This window comes from Methanosarcina mazei S-6 (assembly GCF_000970205.1).
GTDB classification, from domain to species: Archaea; Halobacteriota; Methanosarcinia; order Methanosarcinales; family Methanosarcinaceae; genus Methanosarcina; species Methanosarcina mazei.
On sequence record NZ_CP009512.1, the window covers coordinates 2,020,008 to 2,043,529 of the forward strand.

At 41.2% G+C, this 23,522-nt stretch carries 16 protein-coding genes and 2 pseudogenes; 6 read left to right on the forward strand and 12 right to left on the reverse strand.

Annotated elements, in window-relative coordinates; genetic code table 11:
* Positions 1-119 precede the first annotated feature (119 nt).
* The 4 genes from MSMAS_RS17875 to MSMAS_RS17885 all read left to right on the forward strand — a co-directional run bounded on the left by MSMAS_RS17875 (position 120) and on the right by MSMAS_RS17885 (position 6,798).
* The gene (locus MSMAS_RS17875; protein ID WP_080503091.1) at positions 120-2,537 is read left to right on the forward strand and encodes a S8 family peptidase; all 2,418 of its coding nucleotides are present in this window, start codon (positions 120-122) and stop codon (positions 2,535-2,537) included.
* Positions 2,538-2,564: 27 nt separating this feature from the next.
* A complete protein-coding gene (locus tag MSMAS_RS17880) occupies positions 2,565-3,620 on the forward strand; it encodes a D-Ala-D-Ala carboxypeptidase family metallohydrolase (protein ID WP_011034960.1) in 1,056 nt (351 codons plus the stop codon).
* A 38-nt stretch (positions 3,621-3,658) separates the two neighbouring features.
* The gene (locus MSMAS_RS08645) at positions 3,659-6,169 is read left to right on the forward strand and encodes a hypothetical protein (RefSeq protein ID WP_011034959.1); all 2,511 of its coding nucleotides are present in this window, start codon (positions 3,659-3,661) and stop codon (positions 6,167-6,169) included.
* Positions 6,170-6,288: 119 nt separating this feature from the next.
* Entirely contained in the window at positions 6,289-6,798 is a 510-nt protein-coding gene (locus MSMAS_RS17885; protein WP_050035743.1) for a hypothetical protein, read from the forward strand.
* 73 nt (positions 6,799-6,871) lie between these two features.
* Here the strand turns inward: MSMAS_RS17885 and MSMAS_RS08655 are convergent, their stop codons facing one another.
* The 11 genes from MSMAS_RS08655 to MSMAS_RS19520 all read right to left on the reverse strand — a co-directional run bounded on the left by MSMAS_RS08655 (position 6,872) and on the right by MSMAS_RS19520 (position 19,826).
* A complete protein-coding gene (locus MSMAS_RS08655; protein WP_011034957.1) occupies positions 6,872-7,660 on the reverse strand; it encodes a DUF169 domain-containing protein in 789 nt (262 codons plus the stop codon).
* Positions 7,661-7,774: 114 nt separating this feature from the next.
* Entirely contained in the window at positions 7,775-8,446 is a 672-nt protein-coding gene (locus MSMAS_RS08660; RefSeq protein WP_011034956.1) for a flavodoxin family protein, read from the reverse strand.
* A gap of 562 nt (positions 8,447-9,008) precedes the next feature.
* Complete coding sequence (locus tag MSMAS_RS08665; RefSeq protein ID WP_011032876.1) at positions 9,009-10,637, reverse strand: IS1634-like element ISMma4 family transposase; 1,629 nt, start codon at positions 10,635-10,637, stop codon at positions 9,009-9,011.
* Between the two features lie 71 nt (positions 10,638-10,708).
* On the reverse strand, positions 10,709-10,945 hold the full coding sequence (locus MSMAS_RS08670) for a DUF3006 domain-containing protein (RefSeq protein ID WP_011034955.1): 237 nt from the start codon (positions 10,943-10,945) through the stop codon (positions 10,709-10,711).
* 2 nt (positions 10,946-10,947) lie between these two features.
* Positions 10,948-12,441 (reverse strand): MBL fold metallo-hydrolase, encoded by a 1,494-nt coding sequence (locus tag MSMAS_RS08675; RefSeq protein WP_080503090.1) that lies wholly within the window; start codon positions 12,439-12,441, stop codon positions 10,948-10,950.
* Between the two features lie 686 nt (positions 12,442-13,127).
* Positions 13,128-13,511 (reverse strand): CapA family protein, encoded by a 384-nt coding sequence (locus MSMAS_RS08685; RefSeq protein ID WP_011034952.1) that lies wholly within the window; start codon positions 13,509-13,511, stop codon positions 13,128-13,130.
* Between the two features lie 195 nt (positions 13,512-13,706).
* Positions 13,707-15,122 (reverse strand): phenylacetate--CoA ligase family protein, encoded by a 1,416-nt coding sequence (locus MSMAS_RS08690; protein ID WP_048036417.1) that lies wholly within the window; start codon positions 15,120-15,122, stop codon positions 13,707-13,709.
* A gap of 37 nt (positions 15,123-15,159) precedes the next feature.
* Positions 15,160-17,322: a bi-domain-containing oxidoreductase gene (locus MSMAS_RS08695; RefSeq protein ID WP_011034950.1), complete on the reverse strand. Its 2,163-nt coding sequence runs from the start codon at positions 17,320-17,322 to the stop codon at positions 15,160-15,162.
* A 27-nt stretch (positions 17,323-17,349) separates the two neighbouring features.
* Complete coding sequence (locus MSMAS_RS08700; protein WP_226987634.1) at positions 17,350-18,588, reverse strand: prenyltransferase/squalene oxidase repeat-containing protein; 1,239 nt, start codon at positions 18,586-18,588, stop codon at positions 17,350-17,352.
* Positions 18,572-19,315, reverse strand: coding sequence for a glycosyltransferase family 4 protein (locus tag MSMAS_RS19515; RefSeq protein ID WP_011034948.1), 744 nt, complete (start codon positions 19,313-19,315; stop codon positions 18,572-18,574). The genes MSMAS_RS08700 and MSMAS_RS19515 overlap by 17 nt, the downstream gene beginning before the upstream one ends.
* The gene (locus tag MSMAS_RS19520; protein WP_048046446.1) at positions 19,287-19,826 is read right to left on the reverse strand and encodes a glycosyltransferase family protein; all 540 of its coding nucleotides are present in this window, start codon (positions 19,824-19,826) and stop codon (positions 19,287-19,289) included. Before MSMAS_RS19520 ends, MSMAS_RS19515 begins: the two co-directional genes overlap by 29 nt.
* 961 nt (positions 19,827-20,787) lie before the next feature.
* On the opposite strand from MSMAS_RS19520, the pseudogene MSMAS_RS08715 reads away from it, so the two are divergent.
* Together MSMAS_RS08715 and MSMAS_RS18220 are read left to right on the forward strand one after the other, a co-directional pair.
* Positions 20,788-21,414: pseudogene (locus tag MSMAS_RS08715) on the forward strand (family 16 glycosylhydrolase); the annotation flags it as partial.
* A gap of 182 nt (positions 21,415-21,596) precedes the next feature.
* A pseudogene (locus MSMAS_RS18220) lies at positions 21,597-22,803 on the forward strand (ISH3-like element ISMma1 family transposase).
* Between the two features lie 327 nt (positions 22,804-23,130).
* Here MSMAS_RS18220 and MSMAS_RS08725 read toward each other — a convergent pair.
* Positions 23,131-23,424: a hypothetical protein gene (locus tag MSMAS_RS08725; RefSeq protein ID WP_011034944.1), complete on the reverse strand. Its 294-nt coding sequence runs from the start codon at positions 23,422-23,424 to the stop codon at positions 23,131-23,133.
* Positions 23,425-23,522 lie beyond the last annotated feature (98 nt).

Below are 23,522 nucleotides of genomic sequence, written 5' to 3' on the forward strand. Positions count from 1 at the left end.
TAATAACAGCCTGGCCTGCAAAAGACGCCTTTTGTTATAGCCGGGATTTCAGACCGAAGACACATCAGGGTAACCGAATAAGTGGATTTGTGAGGATAACCGAGCAGGGGGATATTGATATGACAAATGGTAATGGAAATAGATCCGAAAGTAATGGGGAAAGAAGCAACTACTACTATGATGCTGCCAGCAAAAGACGAATACCTTTAGTGCGTGAACCTCGAGTTTTTGCTGTGCGTTACCGTTCCGGAAGAAGTTCACGCGATTCAAATTTATCTACTCATGCGCTCCGCCTGCTAAGGGAGGAATCAAAGAATATCGGGTTCATTCCAAACTACGGCCTTCAACTGTACCAGACCAACCCTGAAGCTATCAGCCTGCGCACCGATCCTGAAGAACAATTGCAGGATGTGATTACCCGTGTAAAGAAGTTGAGTACGGAAGAGCCCGTGGATTACGCTGCTGTGGCTTACTTGCGAAACCCGGAGAAACGTTCAACTCTTGTTGATGACCTTATGTTTGTCACTCGTGAATTTATAGTACAGTTTGAACCACGAATGGCAATGGAAGAAATAGAAGCATTCAACGCAAAGTACGGCGTTCGCATAATAAAAGAGCTGGGTTATGTCGAAAACGGTTACCTGCTTGAAGCGCCCGAGGCAGAAGGTGAAAATGGACCGGTAGTTCTCTCCAATATCTATTATGAATCAGGTAAGGTAATATTTTCCCATCCTGATTTTATTAGGAGAAGGCACCTGCGTGAAACAGGTGAACGGGTGAGAGGGAGCTTTAATCCGGCAGTCGTTTCGGCGCGGGCTGAGCAGCCAGTGTACCTTTTGCAACAGTGGCACCTGAAGACGGCAAAAGTTCTGGATGCATGGGGAATCACCCGCGGCAGCGGTAGCATAAAAGTAGCTATCCTCGACGATGGAATTGATACCGGACATCAGGAGTTTTCTGGTAAAATTGTAGCCCAGCACGACTTTGCTTCTGGAGGCGATGACGGCAGTCCAAATACCAATGACGATAACCACGGCACAGCCTGTGCAGGCGTTGCTGTTGCTAAGGGGGTACGTGCCTCAGGGGCTGCTCCGGGCTGTTCTTTAATTGCTGTTCGTTATCCGGACTTCCTCGGCCTGGAAGAAGAAGCCCAGATGTTCCGATGGGCAAAAGATCAAGGTAGCGACGTCATAAGCTGCAGCTGGGGCCCGAAGGATGGCACCGGGGCTGTTGACCCTTTACCGGATAATGTGCGTGCTGCCGTTCACTACTGCGTTACCCAGGGGCGCAACGGTCTTGGCATCCCTATATTCTGGGCTGCAGGAAACGGGAACGAATCTGTAAGTAATGATGGTTATGCCTCCAACCCCGAGGTCATGGCTGTAGCCGCTTCCAGCAACAATGAACGCCGCTCTCCTTATAGTGATTTTGGTCCGGAGGTTTTCATCTGTGCCCCCTCAAGCGGTAGCGGAAGTCTTGGAGAGTGGAGAATTTTTACCGTTGACCGCCGCGGCAGTAATGGATACAACCCTGATCCTGATACGGGTATCTCTCACCCTGCCAATGATCACGATTATACTGATGACTTTGGAGGGACTTCATCTGCTACACCGCTGGCTGCCGGCATCACTGGTCTTCTGCTTTCCATAAACCCAAACCTGCGGGTAGAGGACGTGAAGCAGATTCTGCGAGATACTGCCGATAAGATTGACCCGAGCAATGGTAATTATGATGTCAATGGCCACAGTAACCTCTACGGATACGGCAGGATAAATGCCCTGAAGGCTGTGGAACGGGCCCGGGATTCAGGTCAGGGTACGATCGGCACTGTTGGACGGCCGACCATTAACGGGCCTGACAGCATTAGCCGCAACAACCAGCCTCCCGCCTTCCAGATTAACACAGGTGGACGCAGCTTTTATGCTGTGGAAGTTGCTACCAGAGCAGAACTTTTCAATACGGGTTCTCACGGCAGTGAACGTAATTCCAGCAACTTTTATGCTTCGTGGACTGTACGTTTGGAAAACGTGACGCCCTATAACCTTCCAGCAGATGTATGGGATCGGCTCAAGCAGGCTGACAACCTTTTTTACAGGCTCCATGTGGCTAACGACGTTAACTGGTCCAATCATGACGTTACTGTTACTGATAACCAGGCTGATACCGCACCCAGCGTTCAGATCCTGGCAGTTTCAAGTCCCTCTTCTCCAGCAACAGGGCTATCTATCAAAGGGCCTGACAGCATTAGCCGTAGCAGCCAGCCTCCTGTCTTCCAGATTAACACAGGTGGACGCAGCTTTTATGCTGTGGAAGTTGCTACCAGAGCAGAACTTTTCAATACAGGTTCTCATGGCAGCGAGCGTAATTCCAGCAACTTTTATGCTTCGTGGACTGCAGGTCTGGAAAACGTGACGCCCTACAACCTTCCAGCAGATGTATGGGATCGGCTCAAGCAGGCTGACAACCTTTTTTACAGACTGCATGTAGCTAACGATGTTAACTGGTCAAATCATGACGTTACTGTTGCTGATAGCTAGGCTGATACTGCACCCAGCATTCAAATTATGAGCGGTACGACAGGTTCGGAAAAAACAATAACTTTTCCGAGCGGTTCAACTTTCAGGGTTGTAGATACACCGCAGGATGGCATCGATTATAGTGATCCTGTTGGGAATGGTACGGTACCTCTTATCGAGGTACGCGACCGTATGCAGGAAAATATTTCAAAGAATTTTAAAGTTAAGGAACTTGCGGCTACGGACGGCGCAAGATATGCTCGCATTTCCCCTGAACTGGTAGCAGGCTTACAGCGGATTCGAGATCGTGTGGGTTCGGCTGTCGTATTAAATTCCGGGTACCGCCACAACGTACTTAATGAAACGGTTGGCGGCGCAGATGAAAGTCAGCACATTACCGGCCGAGCGGCAGATATCCGTGCTTCTGCTAAAAGTCCTCTCGACCTGGCACGCATTGCCCTGGAGGAGCTGGGTTGTGATATAGGAATCGGATTAGGACGTAACAGTATTCATGTTGATCTGCGTGGCCAGTTAACCAGCTGGCGTTATGAGGGAGCCGAATTAAGCGAAAATGAATTTGATCAGTGGGTACGCGATACATGTCAGCAACTTGGGCGTCGGCATTCAGAAAGGGCAGAATACAGCGAAAGAGTATTGCCCAAAATAATCGGACCGGAGGTCTATGTTGCCACTGACGAAGCGCCTGCTTTCTACATCGAAATCGGACCAAACTCTTACTATGCGGTTGAAATAGCCACGCACACAGACCTGTTCAGCAGTCAGTACGAAGCTGAACGTAATCCCGGTAATTTTTACAGTTCTCTGGAAAGGGAAGGACTCATAGAAGCTCACGGAGCTGCCACTACGTATACTCTTCCGAAAGAGGTATGGGAACGTCTGCGCGGTGAAAAGCGCCTTTATTACCGCATAGCCACCTCAGCTATGCCAGGAAGTAATATGCTCTACTCTACAACAGATCAGCAGGCTGCCAATGCACCCTGGATTGAGATTACTGGCGGCCGACAGGAAAGAGAAGAATTTGCTGTCTCACCACTTGATCTGCAAGCAACTCGAAAAGCTGACGAAAATCTGTGGCGTAAATAATTGCTAAATAAAATTTTAGTAGATAAAGGAGGTCACCCATGTTTTTCGAGTTGCAGCTTTCTTCGAAGGTTTTCGGACAGATAGTTCGGAACAGAATAAGGGCAATTCCACTCTGTATTGACCAGGAGTTCGACTTTGAAGGGACGAGATATGTTATTGATCACGTAGATATTATTGACTCGATCACTGTCAGTAAACAAACTGTACCCACCCAGATCACCTGGATTTTTTCTTTGCAAAACTACACCTTTTTTACTGTTCCTTACCTTCAGGTCAAACAGGGAGTTACCGTGAGGCTGGTCAAGGGTTCTGACCTTGAACAAAACGGGCCAAAAGCGAGCCAGCCTTCAAAAGAGTTTACTGTTTTTCCGGTTTTTAATGTTTCAATGCAGGTTGTTGCAGCACAGGCCGGGAAGGGAGGACCTGTACAGATACGGTACGCTTTTGACCATGTAGAATATGGAATACTGGACGCTCTGATTCCTCCAGCCTATAAGGAAAGGATTGAGAAGATCCTTGCAAGTCACCAGTTGACTCCTACCACAATCGATCTTTCATCGTTATCAGGATTGCTCAACCGCCCGGTTACTGCGATCAATGCTGGTATCACATGTAACTCAGAGGGTGATCTCATTGCAATGCGTATCGAGATCAGTGCAGATGCAGACCTGATGCCTGATTTTTTTACTCTGGATCCTGTGAGCCTGCTCAATGGATGTGACTGGGCCTTACTGGTTGACGCCCGCATTTTCACGGAAGAGGCGAGCACGAAGATAAAAGATGGGCTCAAGAATGTATCCAAGTTCAGGCTACGGAGAGGCCCATCAGTGTCCTGGGATCCCAGCGGTCCGGCTATTAACGTAAACCTGGGAGGCGAGGCTGTGGATGCATGTCCATTCTTTGTAGATGATATTGATATGGATGTGGATGTGAAGATAAGGGCAGTACTTTCCGTTCCTCCTAATACAAAAAAACTCAGGACGCATTATCACTTCAATCCCTCTGCATCAAACATTGTCGAAGAGGTAGCCTGTGCGGTTACCGCAGCGCTTCTATGGCCATTTGTAGGACTTGTTATGTTTGACCGGGGCCAGATTGACCTGCCAAAGTACCTTATCGGCGTATTCGTTCACCCCTTGATAAGGTTCGTTGCCCTCGTCTTTGCGATCGAAACGCAGGGACTGTCGGATGATATTTCCCGCGATCTCGGGAGGAATTGCAAGAAGCAGGATGATGAGAACTATGAATGCGAGGATGATTTTGATTTCAGCCTGGCAGGTCTTGGAGGTCGCCTGGAACTTAACAATATTAAAGGAATTCCTCAGGGTCCGATCCTGAGCGGCACTATTGCGAACCTCAGGGATTTCGATATTGGGCAGATTACAAGCGTGAACATAGCCGCCTTCAAGTGGCAGGTAACAGGCCAATGCAAGTCAGGATTTTTCATAACAAATCAGGCTTCTATCTTCATCGGTGTGGAACCGCCAGCAGCCCTCTGCTCAGCCAGAATAGTAGATGACCCTTTAAATGAGTTCACGTTGGTTACGGGAGATAATGAGATTACCATTCAACCCGGGTTCAAGCCAGATTATGTGCAGAACCCGTACCCCTGCCGCATCAGGCTGGTCACCACACATGGGGTAAGGACTATTACCATTCCCCCTCCCAGGGAACAAACAATCCAGGAAACACAGGACCTGGAAACAGGGAGGTTAAGGGCTATTGCCTCCTGTTACCGCTGGGAGAAGCACTTTACCCCCAGGGAAAAAATCAGGTGGCTCATTGACCCGCCGTCAGACACGGAGCAGTATCTTCAGCTCTGGCAGATAGATGTGAGCAACCTCCAGCCTGGAGATCGAATCCGGGTTGAAGATCAGGCAGGTAAGAGGATATTATCCGCTCTTCCGTCAGAAACCGGGATAGCAGGTCTAACTCTGCTTTTCGAAGGAAAAGATGCGCCTTCAGAACTGTCGCTAGAACTGGACGGAATAATCAATGAAAACCAGGAACCAAGGAAAATGGAAATCCGGCAAACTCTCTATGCTCACCGTTCCTCTGTTCCGGCGCCTCTAAATCTGCAGCGATTGTCATTTGATAAAGACGGCAAGAGGAACCTTCTTGTATACTCTTCTCTTCACGAGGAACATAAGCTGGATGTTAGCGCTCCGACAGTCCCGGTGCTACAGGGTCTCATAGCAGAAAGCGAGCATATTGTAGAAGAAACACAGGTCATACACAGAGAACAGCAGATTGCCTCTTCGATAACGCAGCACGAAAAGACTCTTGAGTTGCTCCGTCCGCGGCTGGGGAATATCCTTGCTATCGGCAACCCCAGGATAGGAGAACTCAAGAAAACCCTGTACGTGGGCATGGAGCAGGGGGGAACTCTGTTTGACCTCTCAAACCCTGAAAATCCTCGAGAGCTCCAGAAATATGAAGGTAAACCCTGGTTTGAGGATACAGCTCTTTCTGATCGCCTTCTCGCCAGGCATGCTCCTGAAAAAGGAAAAATCGAAATATTTGAAGCAATAGCCTCACGTATTATTTGAGTAGCTATTTGAGGATTGAATAAGAAAGAAGATTATGTAGAGCAAACACATATGATAAAGAATCTTTCAATAAGATTCTCTTTTATGCGTCATTCAAACAAAACATTGTGGGAGTTTTTATGTCCGGGGAAATATCGATTTATGGAAAGATACAGGGGTATGACCAAAAACCGATTTTTATGGTACAGGTATCGATATGGCGAGAAGACAATTTCGGCCCTCAATATGAGGCAGACCGTACTTACACGAGCGAAGATGGTACTTACAGGCTTTCCGTACCATCTGGTACACCAATTACTCTGCGCTTCGATACGCACTGGTCGTTAACTAACTCAACGGAGTGGCACCCGTCCGTGGTTGCAAACATAGAAGCCGGGCACGATGTGGTATTTAATCGTTACCTTATGCATGTTGGTACGACAGAAGGTGTTATGGCTGAAATTGACGCGCTTGCAGCCTACCAGTTCTGTGCCGTTTGGACTGCCAGGCAAACAGATCGGGAATCAGCTCGAAAATATGCTGAATCCACAGTTTCCCGGCTGTCGCAGATGAAGATTTCTTTGCCTGAACTTGATGAGTTTCGAACTAAGCTAATAGACTTCTTCAAAGGACAGGCTGAATCTTCCTGATTCCATATTTTTGCCAGAATTGAACAGTTATCACATTTCAGTATTACAGGAAATCAAAGAACTTTTATAAAATTTATCTTAAATTCATTTCCATACGTTTTTCGGGATAAGCTATCCTGCTCCGTTTGCAGATAAAGGATTCCTCCAGACAGGCAGCCATCTGCTGCGCAAGCTCTGCAGGGATGCCCATAATCATCAGATCAGGTGGAAGCCATGGATTTCCCGTTGGGTCGACAGGCCCGACAAAAGCGGAATCTTTTGGCGCATTTTCTGCCATTCCAGCCGGAAAAGCGATCATCGTGGCACAGACAGGTCCTCCGGGTATTACTGTCCTGTAAAAGGGGTCGGAGTTATTGAATTGAGCCAGCCCGCAGAGGTTTCTGATCTGCTCGCAGCCTGCAAACAGGACAAAGGCCCTGGCAGTTTCAGGTGCGATTTCATCGGTACACGGCGCAATGACTGTGTATTTGCCGTGGGGAGTAATTTTTCCTGCACGTTCTTTCTGCTCATCGAACAATTCCGGGGTTGCTTTTAAGTGTTCGGCTGCACCGCCGTGGAAGTCAGGAGTGCCCACAGTTACGAAATATTTCAGCTTTGGATGAGGTTCAGCCAGTCCCATCCACGTAAGCCCGCCAGGGCAGCACTGTTCGTGTCCTGCTTCAATATAGAGGGCAGGTGTCTCTTTAAAGAGGGCGGAGGAATAGATCGCCTTTGCCACACAGCGGTCTACAGTATACGATGGGACTGCACCTTTCGGGACCTCATCCGTGGCATAAACACAGAGAGGACGCAGTTGCAGCCTGCCGGCTTCTGTAAGCTTTTTTCCAAGCTCTTCAACACTTAACGTTGCAGCATTCCCCATTGCATCACTTTCCCCTGAATTTGCTTAGAAAATTTTGTTTTTAGTCTTATTTCGGATTATGATTATTTTTACTGCTTATTTCTGGTTTTTACTTTTTACTTTTTACTCTTACTCTTACTCTTTAATCCAGCCCTTTTCCATCCAATAGTCGCAGTTATGCGTCCAGTGTTCTTTATTGGCAAGGATAGAATACTTGAACCCTTCTTTCCATGCCTTCTGTCTGGCTTCCTGCTCAGGGTATTGCCTTTTCTCTTTTATCGCTTCAACCAGGTCTTTGCCCATTTCACGTGACTTTTCGATTGCTGTTTCTACCGCTTCAGGGCCAAGGTACATTGAACATCCCACGCCTCCTATAGCTTTACCTCCGCACTGTATCATGAAATTGTTCATTATATCCAGGATGAAATCAATTTCATTTCCGCCTGCAGTTGTTAAGGACATGCTATATTTTCCGTCAAAGAGCTGTTCATGGATAACAAGGGGACATCTGTCAAAGACGGTTTTGAGCTGCGCTGTCACGTTTGTTATGTAGTTCGGGCTGCTCCATATTACACCGTCTGCCTCCAGCAGCTTTGTCAGTAAAGCCGAAAAGTCGTCTTTTATGGAGCATTCGCCTGTTTTATGGCATTTGTCACAGGCTATGCAGAATTTTATCTTCATCTTTGCAACGTCGATAGACTCAACTTCGGCTCCTGCTTCTTCGGCTCCTTCCAGGGCTGCATCCAGCAGTTTTAATGTATTACTGTTCTTACCTCTCGGGCTTGATGATATACCGACTATTTTCATGGTTTTCCCTCTCTAATTCATAAAATTTGTAAAAATAAGAGTACTGTATTTAATTAAAACTTTATTATTGTGCGTTTGGAGAAACTGCAAAGATACAAAAAGGATAGCAGAAAAAGACAAAAAGTTTTCGAATAGATTCGTAATCCTCTTTTAACTTCTTTTTGATTTCATCATCAAGCGGTAAGGTACGATAATGCTCTGAAAATGAAGCAAGACCCGTTTTTTCCAAGCTTTTTCGCGGCTTACAACAGGCTTTTTTCCTGTTTACAAATCCGCATAATTATATCTTTTCCTATTATGAATGCTACAGGTAGCTTTTCAGGAGGCTGCAACCATTTTCCGATTAAAAAGAGATTTTCCGGACCTTTTACCCGCCCTGTATGTGCCATCATTTTTCCTGAATAATCAGTAAAAAGCGGTCAGTAAAAAAGGCATGAAAGCTCCTCTGTAAGCATTACAATACCTTTCATAATTTTTCAGCGTGGCAACATCAAGCACTTTGAGAACTCTTTTTCATTCGGAGGGAGAAAGATAGTATCCTACATTCGGCAGGTTAACGTAATTAGAGATATATATTTTCATATTTCTCTCCCATTAGACTCAATATCTTCCAGTGAATCTCCTCCATATTCAATATTTCTGACTTCATTTTTCCTTTTTTCTGAGAAATAAGTTCTGTAATTCCTTGGAACTTGAAAAATATCCATCTCATTGTAGGTCTTTTTGTTGGTTTCCCTTTTTGATCTGGCACCGTTTCATTTTCTGTTTCTAATTTAATTCTCAGTTTCCATTCTGCAATAGAATAAATCATTAAGCATAGAACCATTATCATGGTTAATGCTTCAATTCTTCCTTTCTTCTTGAGGTAGACTTTCGATATGCTAAATGTATCACTTTTCAAGAATCTGAATCCTTTTTCTACATTGTCCTGTCCTTTGTAATACTTCAGCATCTCTTCAGGAGAAAGACTGATATCATTACTTGCAAGAATGAAAAGTCCCATTTTCTCCATTTCTTTCAAAACAAAAGCATCATTAACCTTTATGATGCCATCAATCCTGAAATAAGTCTTTAATTCTTCATCTTTTGAAGGTCTGCCTTTTTTACCCGATTCACGTTTTTTAATGGATTTCACATCTACCTTTTCAAATGAAACAGAAGGAAAATCTTGAATCCATTTCTCTGCGGCTTTTAATGCATCCTCTTCGCAGAAGAAGTCCTCTACTTTCAGCTTTTTAAAAGACTTCTCTGCTTTTTCTACCTCTTTGTCAAGCTTCGTCCTGAAAGTTCCCTCTTTCTTCTCTTTCATCTTGTGAGAAAGCAACAAAACCCACTTTTGTTTGATTCCGCCATATTCCACAAAGGTTTGATAGAATGAGTACCTCTCATCACTTTTTAGCTTTTGCAGGTTCAGATTTGCAGCTAGCAGTTCCTTTGCCTCGGTAATTGTTGCAGGAACACGACTTATCCAGAAAGACGTCCCTATGTTCTGGATATTATTGTCTGTATAAAAGGAACTATCAGCGACATAGTAAACTTTGCTTTCAGGTCTTAAAACTGATTTGAGAGACGTTATTGCTTCCAGAATTGTGTTTTTGTCTGAAGCATTTCCTGAATGTGTATTCATGAAAAGAGGTATCCCATGTTGATTAACAATCAAGCTCAACACAAATTGTTTGAGATCCCATCGTCCGTTTTTAGGAATTCCAAAAGTAATATCAATAGACTCAGTTTCTTCGTCGTCATAATCACCAAAAACGCTGACACTTGTAGTGTCAGCGTGTAAACAGTGGACAGGAATAGGTAGACGAGCCATAATGTGAAGAGCAATTTCCGTAAACAGTTTTGTAGGGCCATATTTTACGATTCTGTCAAGAGTCTCTCCGATAGCATATTGATTCAGGTCTTCTTTTATTATACCGTCTCCAAAGAGCCTTTCAGTAGAAACGTTTTTGAAAAAATCAGGAAACAGGTACAGACGTTGCCCTATAAAACCAAGGCCATTGAGTACCATGGCAAGGATGCAGACTGAGTGAGGAACATTATGATTCCGTTCTTTAGGAAGTTTCTCATCGATCAGTTTGTCAACTTCAAGTTCTCGGAAAACTCCAGCCATAAGACCGAGGTGACCTAAGAACCTTGTACGTTTTAAGGAGGATTCGACTCTTCTACTGCTGTTTTTCTCTGCCATGGGATTACCAAGAGAGAGATATAAAATTAATGATATTAATTTATAGGTTTACCTGCCGAAAGCAGGTAGTATTATTCAGCCCCCTTATTTTTGTTTTTGAGCTTTTCAAGTAAAGCAGATACTCTTTCTTTAGCTGCTTCCGTTTCCTGAACGTCTCTCTCAATGCTAACGTTCAGAATATCTCCTTCTTTGCTTTCCCGGGGCAGTAGAAAAAGAGGGACGTCAATTTTTATTGACTCGTCGTCCCTTAAAAGCAATACTGCGGTGCAGTCCTCTATTCTGTCGAGAGTAACCTTGAAGTTTTCCATCATTATCTCTCCAGTTCAGATATCAGATTCCCGCTGTTGTCATAAAGATATGCTGTATCTCCGTCATTGTTCCAGACAGGACTTTCCGATCCCCAGTATAATTTCGCCGATGTATCCGTGCCCATTCCTGTATATAGAGTTACGGCAGCCTGAGAGCTCAGTGTATAAGACGAAAAGGTATAGGTGTGTTTACTGCCTTCATCTTCGATTTTCCATCCTTCCAATAAAACAGGTGAGGCATCTCTATTTGTAATTTCTATCCATTCGTCCTTCAGGTTCAGGTCACTGACATAGACTGCATGATCTGCAGAGCTAGAAATTGTCCCTGTTCCGGGCTCACCAGCCTCTTCGGACTTAACTTCTTCTGATTCTGTTTCTCTGGTTATTATTGGAATTGAAGGGCTGTCAGCCCCATTTTCTGAAGTTCCTGTTCCTGTGACCACTTTTTCAGACCCGGTTTTCTGAGTAATTACTGTACAGGTTGACCCGTCTGTTGTAACTGCAATTGTGCCGTCAAGGTCTGTCCTGTAGACCCTGGAAGCTTTCTGCAGCCTTTCAAGGACTTCTTCATGGGGGTGTCCGTAGTCATTGCCTGCCCCGACTTCGATTATGCTGATTCCCGGGCTTACGGAAGAAATAAAGGCCTCTCCACTTCCTGACCGGCTGGCATGGTGTCCTGCTTTAAGAATATCAGAATCAAGGTCGTAGCCTCCACCCATGAGTTTCTCTTCGGTCTCAAGCCCTGCGTCGCCCATAAGCAGGAATGAAGTTTCTCCGTAGCTTACTTTGAGCACAATTGAGTTTTCATTCAGGTCATCGGAGTATTCCTGCCCAGGGTTCAATATTTCAACATCCACGGCAGGGTCAAACTCGATCTCTTTACCTTCCTCTGCTACTTCAAAGGGAATATCCTTTTCATCAATGGTGGTCAGCATGTTCTCGTAAGTTTTTGAGGTATGCGGAAAGCCGCTGTCAACAAAATGCTTAACCTGGAAACTGTTAAGCACTTCATTCATGCCTCCTATATGGTCAGAATGGGGATGAGTTGCAACAACATAATCAATGCCTGAGATGCCCTGATCCTGAAGGTATGCCGTAACAACCTTTCCTTTATCCCTTTCTCCTGCATCTACAAGCATAGTCTTTCCATTGTATTCCAGAAGGATGGAATCTCCCTGACCGACGTCAATAAAATGAACTGTCAGGTTCCCTATTCCCGGATTTTCCCTGGTAACGGGACCATTATCTGTCAGATTGTTTTCTTCAGGTCCGCTGTCCTGATTTGATTCTTCCTGATTTGATTCTGTTTCTTCAGCGTGAACCTGAGTATCTGCCAGATTTTCCTCTCCTGCTTGCTGTGCGCCCTGCAGGGGCTCTTCAGCAGCCTGATCGTCTTTCAGTCCGGCATTTATTCCCACGATAACTATAATAACAAATATTATGCCAAAAATCCAGCGTAATAAACTATTCCCTGACTTCTTTCCTGATTTCGTCAATCCAATCACACCAGTTTTTTACCTACTTTTTTACCAAACAATATAAATAGATTTTATATTAAGCTGCCTTTTATATTTCATTTGAACCTTTTTATTTGCATAATATTATTTAAAAAATCGTCAGGTTATTTAAGAATAAAATGGTTTGATATTGCTGGTCTTGTATTGCTGAAGTGATATTATTGACAAGATGGATATTTCCTGATTAATGGAAAGGTTATTTCCCTTATTATTCTGTAAGTTTCACCAGGATATCACTGATATTTTGTTTTATTATTTTGAAACTGTTTTTCGGAGCCTATTGTTTCAATCCTATCTCCGTTTTAAGATTAAGGCCGTTTTATATATCATTGCATATATTCTACTATAACTAAGAAGAGACGAACGTGGGGGATTAGAAGGTTAACAAGTGTAGTTTCACCTGATGGCATTTCCGGTAACCCTTCAATGCTGACTACTCAGGGAGTTCCTGAATTCTGTTACATAACAATAATCGGGTTGATTTTATTCATGATATTCAAGGAAGTTCTATCACAGTCAAAATTCTGGAGAAAAGATCTGGAAAGTTCTTCGAATATGGTGATTTTACCACTGCTAATATCTTTCAGTGCAATTGTTGCCTATAAAATTGCTGAGATCCTGTAACCATATAGTCATTTCAGTTTTTTCTGCAGTATCATGCACCTTTATTCCTGTTTTAGTCCATTTTTCTCTACTATCAGAAAATTAGAAACTGAAGAATCACTGCCTGCACCAATGAATCTTAAATTATTTTCCTTCAGTAGATCTATTGTATTCCTGAACCCTGAAACTCCCAGGTCCAGGATATGATTATTAGCTATATTTAAAACATTAAACTGCGCTTCTTTAAGAAATTTAACGTTCTCCGGGGGTGCATTCAAAACAAAAGCTTTTTTGGCTTTCTTGCCTTCATCCGATAAAACTACTTCTAAATTTCCAAATAGTATATCTCTATTTTTAAATATCTCCATCATATTTCTAAAAGGGTGTACAGCTCCTTTTGTCTGTAAACAAATATCCCCCACCGCATATAGCTCCAGTAAACTCATGAAGATCACTCTAGATTTTATGAAAATTAATCCTGATCCAGCATAGATTTTCTCAATGCAAACAGACGATTAGCTCCGAACCCACTCCAAGTGTTTAAATTTATACATACTTTGAATAGTGTTAAGCCCGAATTCCAAGTGAAAGGTATACTTCCAAACCTACAATATCGTAGCACTCTCTTCAAAAAGTGGCAGTCAGTCTTTTTGATTAAAGTCATGGTTAACAACCACTAATCTGCGTTTCCCACTCTTGGTGAGTGGAATATCATTTACCTTAAAGTATTCTAAATCAAACCATTCGGAAAACTCTTCTTCCAGTGATGTAATAATTTTTTGTTCGATCTCATCAGAATATTTTTCATTCGGAACAACGTGTACTTCAAGTTTCCCAGGAACATTCTGGACACACTGGAATATCTTTACATAATCCCATAGAATTTCATCAATCGGGAGCGAACATTCAAAATAAGGCGTTTCTTGTTTGGTTATGAGACAACTCTGTTTTCTTCCATCAAGATGAAGAGCTGTTTTCCACCTTTTTCCATCATTCTTATTTCCATAATCGACGTCGCTAACTACTCCATAATCCTGAGTTCGATATCTGATCATTGGCATCGCAAAATCCCAAAGGCTTGTTCCCACCAGTTCATAATTACCATCTTCGTCCTGATAATTTTCTACGATGCCATATAAAGGATTAAAATGATAAACAATATTTTTATTAACATAACAACCATATCCCAGCAAAACCTGCTCTGTTGCCCCATAATGAAAGCATATAGGTGCTCTAAAAACTTTCTTGAATAATTCTATCTGTTCGAGTTTAACCTCTTCAGAAGCCAGAAATATACCCTTAACCCTTATTGTAATATTATGTTCTTTTAGATATAATGCTAAACGCTCTGCAGACGAAGGATAAGAATGTATAAACTCAGGGCTAAAATCTTTGATTTTCTCAACTATTTTCTCTAGCCATTTCTCATTCAAATGAGGAGGAGAAACCAGTAACCTTCGCCCTATTATTTGATAGGGAGGCATTTCTGGAGAAACAACTGAATTTGCTCCCATTCGGAGGATTTTTGATTTTCTGCTATATCCATAATAACTCCACATATGATCAATGAATGCTCTTTCTATCTGCAATTCTTCAAGGGTTCTCCATACTTTAATTACATCACCGGTAGACCCCCCACTGGCGGCACAATATAAAGTATGCTTGTTGATCCAGTCAGAAATGAAATCCTCAGGATGCTTTATTATTTCGTCCTTGGTAAGCAAAGGAAATTTTCTGAGGACTTCCAGAGCATTAACCGGTTCCACCTCATTAGCACTGATTGGAACACAGTCTCGATAGTAAGGAACGTTCAGAAGAGCATTTCTTAAAACTTTTGCAAGCAGTTCTCTTTGAGTATTTTCTACAAAAGAGCTTTTTTCATCAAATACTTCTGGATTTTGCATTAATTCAATAATCTTGAAGTAGCCCTTACTCATAACAAGTGACTGAGGAGCCGTTTCATAAAGTATATAGTAAAGGTCTTTAAGTTTTTTTCTTATAGGAGAAGGAAGGTTTTCAAAAAGATTGCAATTTGCCATATCTACTATATCCCCCATTATCAGAAAACCCCATAAATACTCAAAAAAATAGGACTTAAATTAGTTTTACAGGTCCCCCAGACATAACATGTTCTGCAGCTTTCAATGTTGAAACTGTTGTCAGAACATTCTCTTCAAAACTATACTTTGAAGGTCCCTGCTTCACCATCTTAAAAAAATTCTCAAGCTCATTTTTATGTCCTTTTTCAGTAATCAACCTTTTATTAATCTGTGTACATTTCCCATCTTTCACGAGTTTAAGTTGTTTGAAATCTGTAATTGCTCCAACCATTCCATCTGCAAAGAATTCAGCATGTTCTTTCGATACCGAACTGTCTCCATGAGTTGTATATATCAAGGTTCCGATTGAGCCGTCCTCAAACGCAATTGTTATTGAAACGTTTTCGTTGTCTTCTGGAGTCTTGACTTGTGACTCTATTTTCCTGGCATACACCTCAACTGGAGAAGAACCTATGATAAACTGCATAAAATCAATGAAGTGGCAGCATTCCGTAATAATTCGGCTTCCGCCTTCTGACTCATCATATACCCAGTGATCTTTTGGTATGGATTCGGCATTTACACGATAGTAGGCCACCATGGATTGAGAACGATTTTTAAAGAAATCTTTTAATTTTACCCCGAGTTCAGAATAGCGTCTGTTGAAACCAACCATAATAAACCCTCCGTTCTCTTTTTTAGCTTCTATGATTGCGTTTAATTCTTCTTCGTTCAGGGCAAGAGGTTTTTCCACAAGCACATTTTTCTTGTTTTTAAGAGCTTCAATTACAAGAGAAGCATGCAGGCTGTTTCTGGTCACAATGCTAACACAGTTTATTTCAGGATCTGATAAAATCTTATGATAATCAGAAGTGCAGTATTCGAAACCGTATTTTTTGGCAACGGATTCACAGCTAAGCCCACTTGCAGCCGAGAGACCTTTCAATTTAACGCCTTTTATTTTTGAAAGGTTTGGGAGAAGGATGCTTGTTGCAAAGATCCCTGCACCTATAACTCCCAAAACCGGTGAGAAGCTTTCGCTTATTGCAGATACCGGCCCGGGACTTTTCAGGATAACCTTATCTTCTATTCTTTTATCTGTATCGTACTTGAGGACGAGTCCAAGGTAGGGTTTTCTCTCTTTTATGATGTTATAAGCTTCTGGAGCCTGCTCTATTTCATACTCATGTGTGATTATTGGTTCCATTGAGATTTTCTTCATAGAGATGAGATCAAGAAAAGCTTGCATATTCCTGTTTTCGGTCCAGCGGACGTATGGTGCTGGGTAGTCCTGGCCGTATTCCTCGTAGTTTCGGTCATATCGGCCCGGACCGTATGACCTTGAAATCCGCATTTCGAGTTCTTTATTATAATATTCTTCTCTAGGAATGTCCATTCCAACAAGACCCACAATCACCACTTTTCCGCGTTCACGAGTAATTTTTCCGGCAAAGTCTACGGGATCGTTTGATCTGGTAGCCGCTGTTATTATTGTAGAATCTGCGCCAATTCCACGAGAAAATTGCTTTATTCTCTCTTCAAGGTTAGGGGAATTTCTCGAGTAAGAAAGATCAGCTCCAAGTTCACGTGCGAGATTTACTTTGGATTCATCGAGATCAACCCCAAAAACTCTGCACCCGGAAGCTTTGAGGATTTGTAAGGTAATAAGACCGATAAGACCAAGACCGATCACAACAATGTTTTCTCCGATTTTTACATCAGCGTTGCGAACACCCTGCATGGCAATCGAACCAACGGTTGTGAAACAGGCATTTTTAAAATCAACATTTTCAGGGACTTTTGCACAGAGATTTCTCGGAACAAAGACAACATCTGCATGGTTTGCATAGCCTGCACCCGCACAGGCAACTCTATCTCCTGGTTTTATATCTTTAATATCTTCGCTTACAGAAATTACAGTGCCTGCAGAGCTGTACCCGAGGGGCTCTCTTTTCTCAAGCCTTCCCATAGCCTGCTGGAAAGCTGATATCGGCCCGTCTTGCTTTGCTTTATTGATCACTTTCATTGCAAGGTCCGGACGTGCACGGGCTTTTCCAATCAGAGATTTGTCTGCAAGATCCACAACTCCAGATTCTGTGCCTGCACTGATTACGGAATAATGGTTCCTTACAAGTACACCGCTGCCTTTTATTGTAGGGATGGGGACTTCTTCAACTGTCAAATCCCCATCTTTCAGATTAAGGACAACCTGTTTCATTAATGAATCTCCAAGTAATTTGTGAAGTTAGCTTTGATTTTTAGATCCTCTTGATATCGAATAACTCAAACAATCCAGTACTTCCGAGGTCATGAAGAGGTCAGGAAAATTATTATCCGGTTCTATAGTACTTGACTCAATTCCCAAGATACCCGAAAGCAGGTTGAACATTTCTGGATTCACTGAATTTGAAAACCTGCGTCTGGAAAATTGTCTGTACATACCATATCCAAATCTGAAGAGCCTGTGGCTGAGAGGGTAATTTCCTATGTTTGCGGTATTAAATGTTGTAAAAATAGAAGCAGGAAAACTTATCATCGAAGCGTTTTCCCAGCGGTTTACAATGTCTTTGACATTTAATCCAAGTACATTCAGAGCTTTTTCTGCATTTTCCGAATAAGTGGAATTCCATTTTGTCCCATAAATGAAGCAGGGGATAGAAAAAGCATAGGCTCCGCTTAAATAGTAGGCAAACATAAGACCACTTCTGGACCAGTCAAATTTACCATCAGGAAATTGAACAGATGCAAGCCATTTAATCCCCTTTTCGAATTCATGGTCAAGCCAGCCATTATCAAGGGAATCTATAATCTTTAGCAGATAATACAGGGTTACACCCTGGTAATGGATGCAGGGAATGTTCAGGCAGTACTGGTAGTTGCCTTTTTTTTCATTCGTATAAGGGAATGCCCCATCGGAAAACTGGCACTTGCAGATGTGCTCTGCTGCGGTCTTTGCAGCATCAAGACATTCTGAGTCAGAAAACATTTTTCCGAACTTTGCAAGAAACGCCCCACATGTGGCATCCACATTGAGGTGGTCTCCTGTATAAACGGAAGATTTTTTAAAATAGCCTGGAGATATCTGGTTTTCCAGCACAAAGTCTCTTGCCTGGAAGGCCGCCATTTTTAGGCGTTCATTTTTCAGGAGCAGGTAGCCGTCAACAAGGGCCTCACCGACAATAGAGGTAATAAGAGCAGAAGGGTGATTATAATTGACGTGCACTTCATTCCAGGAGCCGTCAGAATTCTGTTTATCCAGCAGCCAGTTCAAGAGTTTTTCGATATGATCGGTATACTCACTTCCTCTCAATCCATTAATCCTGATAAGAGTTTTTACACATTCGGCGTTGACTCTATTTCTAATGATTCCGTAGACAGGATCAACTGTATAAGCAAGGTTTCCTTCAACTTTCTGATTCGGAAGGATGCCTTTTTGAATAGTCTCTGAGATCAATGAATACATCCGGTTATTGAGATCGCGCATAATTTATACCGTCGCTCATAATAGGATTTGGCTTCTCAAATTCAATGCATTCAAGTACTGATTTAAGGTCGGATGCGATCTGCTTCCGGCTGTAATATTTTTCAACAAAATCCCTGCCTTTTTTTCCCATCTCGATCTGTTTCTCGGGATTATTCAAAAGGTACAGTATAATATCTGCAATTGCATCAGGGGAATTCTCTGCAATCATTCCACAGCCTGAACGCTCTGCAAGTTTCCTTATTTCTCCCTCTCCACATCCCACAAATGGAATCCCACATGCCATATATTCATAAGCTTTGGTAGGCACAGCATATTCAAGTGTCTTTAGCTTCTTCAGGGGAGCCACGCCCATCAGAGATTCAGAATACATTTTAGGGATTTTTTCCCTTGAAATCAGGCCCGGAAATTCAACGAAATCCATGAGATTGTTATCCCGAGCTACTTTTTCCAGATCCCTTTTGATATCACCATCACCAACTATCAAGAATTTCAGATCAAAATGCTCATTGACCTTTTTCATTGCCAGGATCACGTCTTCAAGGTCTTGAGCATGTCCGATATTTCCTGCATAGATAATCTGATTCTTTTTTGGGGTTTCCATGGGATAGAATAAGTCGATGTCCACACCGTTGGGCGTTATCCTTAACTTATTCTTATCAATATTTTTGTAGGTCTTAACAATATCCTGACCAAGCTCTTCAGTAGTAACGCAAATCAAAGCTGGCACTCGAATAACAGAACTGTTCATATACCCTGCTCATCTTTTCAAATAAGCTTCCTTTTTTCAAAAAACCAAGGCTTATGGATGCATTTATCCAGAGATCTCTAACGTCCATGACCCACTTTTTCTTAAATATCAACTTAGCCGGAATTCCACCAATCCCTGTAAAAATTGGAGGTGCAGAAGTAATAATTACATCAAATTTACGGAAATTAAAAAATATCCAAATAACAGCGTGCAGAGGAAATGAAAGGTAATAAGCCATTCTGCCCACAAAACCCGGATCCTGGCTTTTTGGTTGCCACGCTAGCAAGTTTATAATATTTACATCATTCATCTTTCTGGACTCAAAAACACTCCACTTCCTTTTAAAAGAGCTAGGAGGAAAACTGGGATGTGGAGCAAGGACAGTAACATATTCGCCCATTTTTTGAAGATGACTGCACATATCAAAAATACGTGACGCATTGCCAGATTTTTCAGGTGGGAAGTGCTGTGATATAACTAAAATTTTCATAACTTGACCCCTGAATTAGCTCTCACAAAAGTATCCAATGGAGTGTATCCAAAAGAATTGATTATGCTCATAATAATCGATTACTTCCAAAATATTTGTATTGAATGATCTTTAACTGGTCTAAATTCGAGCTTGATAGAAGTTTTAGGTGATTTTTGCTATTCCGGAAAATGTTAAGAAGTTTTGTACTATCATAAATGTAGATATTAATATAAAATCGATCAAGAAAATATGTTTAGTAGCTATTTTACGTTACAATAGATATTTTCTAAATACATGAATTTTTAATTCTGATGTTTTAGCTAAAACACAAAAAAGATATTAAATGACCCTCACTTTAACGTAATATCTTTCACCCATTAGTTTACAATAAATATTATTTCAAATGTATAGTTTACAATAAATATTATTTCAAATGTATAGCTTACATTAAATAAGCATTTGTTTACTTCACTTTAGAAATTCTAAGGAATCAATAGAATAAGATTTGTCACTTGTATGCAAAATCAAAGTTGGGCTGAACCACTCTACTGCAAACAGCAGATGTTTCCGATCACCAGAATTCTTGAAATCTCTTATGTTATTTTCATTTTGAAGGGATCTTCAGGATAGTTTTTAGACATGGAAATTATCCAAAACTTCATAACAGCATCTCTTAACATTCAAATTCCGAATGATCAACCAAGTTTCCTATTATGAAAATGGTTCTGAAATTTTATTAATTTGAAGATCAAAATTGGTTTCAGGATAAACGCGTGAAATAAATTAATTAGCAGAAAATGGATATATTATTTGGAGAGCTGGCATGAAAATAACCAAATATTTAATGTTGTTTTCTATTGTTATTGTGTTGGCTATGTTGGGTTTGATTGTGCCTGCGGAAGCAAATACATATCCATCAAATGGAACCATTTATTGGAAAGGGTAGGAATGGGATAATCTCTGGGATAATACAGGAAACAATACCTGGGTAGATGATCAAGACAGACTTCACTTAACGGTTAAAAATTATGGGGATATGTGGTCCGAAACAACTGTTAGTACGAAAAATAAATATCTTTATGGTACTTTCACATGGTCCTTAGATTCACCTGTTTACACGTTTGATAAAAACAGTGTGGTTGGACTTTTTACATATGCCGATAATGATCACGAACTTGATATTGAAATCTCAAGATGGCAGGAGGATATAAATTCTCAACTCTGGTACACTGTACAGCCCGGGTTAATTAAAGGGAACAAATACAGTTACTCGATTCCATCCAGTACTAATGGCACAAACACAAAATACAGGATTAAATGGAAACCTAATTATGTTAGATTCACAGCCTGGAAGGCAGACGGAAAAGTTATAGCATCCCAAACTTATACAAATATTTCTAGAATTCCTGCAGTACCCCAATATGCCGTGATGAATTTGTGGTTACTGGATTCACCTTCCGACGGACAAAATATTGAGCTCATAATCAGTGACTTCACATATACAAATACAACATTGGATATACAAATAGCACGTAATAAGAGAAACAGTGGTTTAGCTTTTTTATATTCTCCATATCTTCTAAGTAATGGTACATGGATTGAGTAATTTGCTTCTCACAGGTATAGTGCATGGCGTCAGGTGTTGATGACGCTAGCTTGAAAAATATGTAGAGAAAAGTATCTCTTAAGTTTATTTACAAAAAATGCTTCCACAGTAGTTCCGAATATCCTTAGTTCCGAGACCTGTTTTTTACAATTGAAGGTATAATCAAAAAAGTATTGAAGACTATGAAGTCGTTTGCTATGACTCCAAAAAACGACTCCATGTCTGATGTAGACACAGCCAGTTTACTGGCTTTGTCTTCTGAATTCTTTAGCATCGTTGATATAATAACTTTACCCGATGGAGCAAACTACAGCTATCAAGAGTTTCTTAACGTTTTACTTCATGCGGCAACATCTTCTACTGATTCTCTTGAATCTGCAAGTAATGATCTCAAATCAAAAGTTCCAAACACAAGAATACCTTCAGCTGATACTATTTTCAATTACATAAAATCCAATTCTATTGAATATATCCTCTCTTCTTTCCGAAAAATAAATAATGAAATTTTTAGGATGATGAAGCTTAAAAACAATGTTCATGACATCGCTATTGACTTTCATGACGTTGAATATTATGGATGCAGAGACACTCTCTGTATAAGGGGAATCAAACCAAAGAATGGAACTTCATGGGGATATTCTTTCTGCACCTTAGATGTAATTGGGAATTCTAAGCTAACACTTGATGTTATTGACATCAACGGATTAAGCAAAGATTATTCAATTCTTATGGAATCATTGTTTGAAAGGATTGAAAAAATGGGAGTAAAAGTGGGAACAGTATACATGGATAGAGAATTTTTTAACAGAAAAGTTATCTCAAAGATGGAGAAATACAAAGTCGATTTCGTAATTGCAGCTAAATCAAACAAAAGAATTAAGGAGATGCTTGAAAGGCATAGAAAAGAAAATGGAGATACTTCTACGGTTTTTGAATATAAGTTTCAAGGAGAAGAACAAACTTTTAACATTGTAGCAGTGTGGGATAAAGAAAAAAAAATACAGTATATTTGCAACAAATAAAAAAGTGAGTTCAATAGACACATTTGTAAAGCAAATACCTGAAGAATACAGGAAGAGATGGAATATAGAAACAGGGTATAGAGTAAAAAAGGATTTTAAGATACGAACATGTTCTAAATCACCTGTTGCAAGGACACTATTTTTTGTAGTTCAATGTATCATGTATAATATTTTGAATGTATTAAAGTCAGTTCTTGACATTACAGCATACCAAATGAAATCAGTAATAAATCAAGACATTATTAAGGCAGTAAAAGAAGGAGTTAATTCATTATCCAATATTACAGTCAGGTCATTTCTTGAGTGCTTAACCAGATATAATAAAGAAAGAAGGCGAGCGCTTCGCGCTCGATTAAGAGATTTATAAATTTTTAAATATAACCAAAAAAAAAATCATAAAATTAGTTAGTGGAAACTATGCACAAATTTTACTTCAGGACTTTAAAATACTGAAGTTTTTAGAACATTATATAAAAAATGAAATCAGAATCGATGAGATGAAAACATTTTTCATGAACTATTAAGGAAAAATTGTAAACGAATGAAAGTTGTCATTCGGAACTATAACAAATCGGAACTACTGTTCCAACACGTAAGTTCTAATAAATTCAATGAAAAATCAAGAGATCTCACACTCAGAGAAAAGAAATAGGCTCTAATTTTTAAGTTTTTTCAGGGAAATTCTAAATCTATTTCATACATTTCCGGATGCTGCATTCCGCAGGCAGGTTTCCCAGTCTTCCGGGTGCTCCATATTGTCCAGCTGCCATTCAAATTCACGCCTTGCAAGTTTGATAATTGTACGTGCTCTCTTCAGTGGGACCAATTCCTTACCGATATCACCTATGTCAACCACGTCCAGGCAGCTTACAATATCAATCGTAAAACCTTCCAGGCTCTCAGGTGGTATTGGTTCGCCTCTTGCATGTATTTCCGCGCATTTAGCGAGATACTCTGCAATTACCTTGATCAGTTTTGCGTCCTGCATGATTCTAATCCCCTGCACAGTATGTAGATAATTCAGTTCGTCAGATTGGACGATCTATTTAAAATAGCCACAACAATGACCATACGTCAGTTAAAATG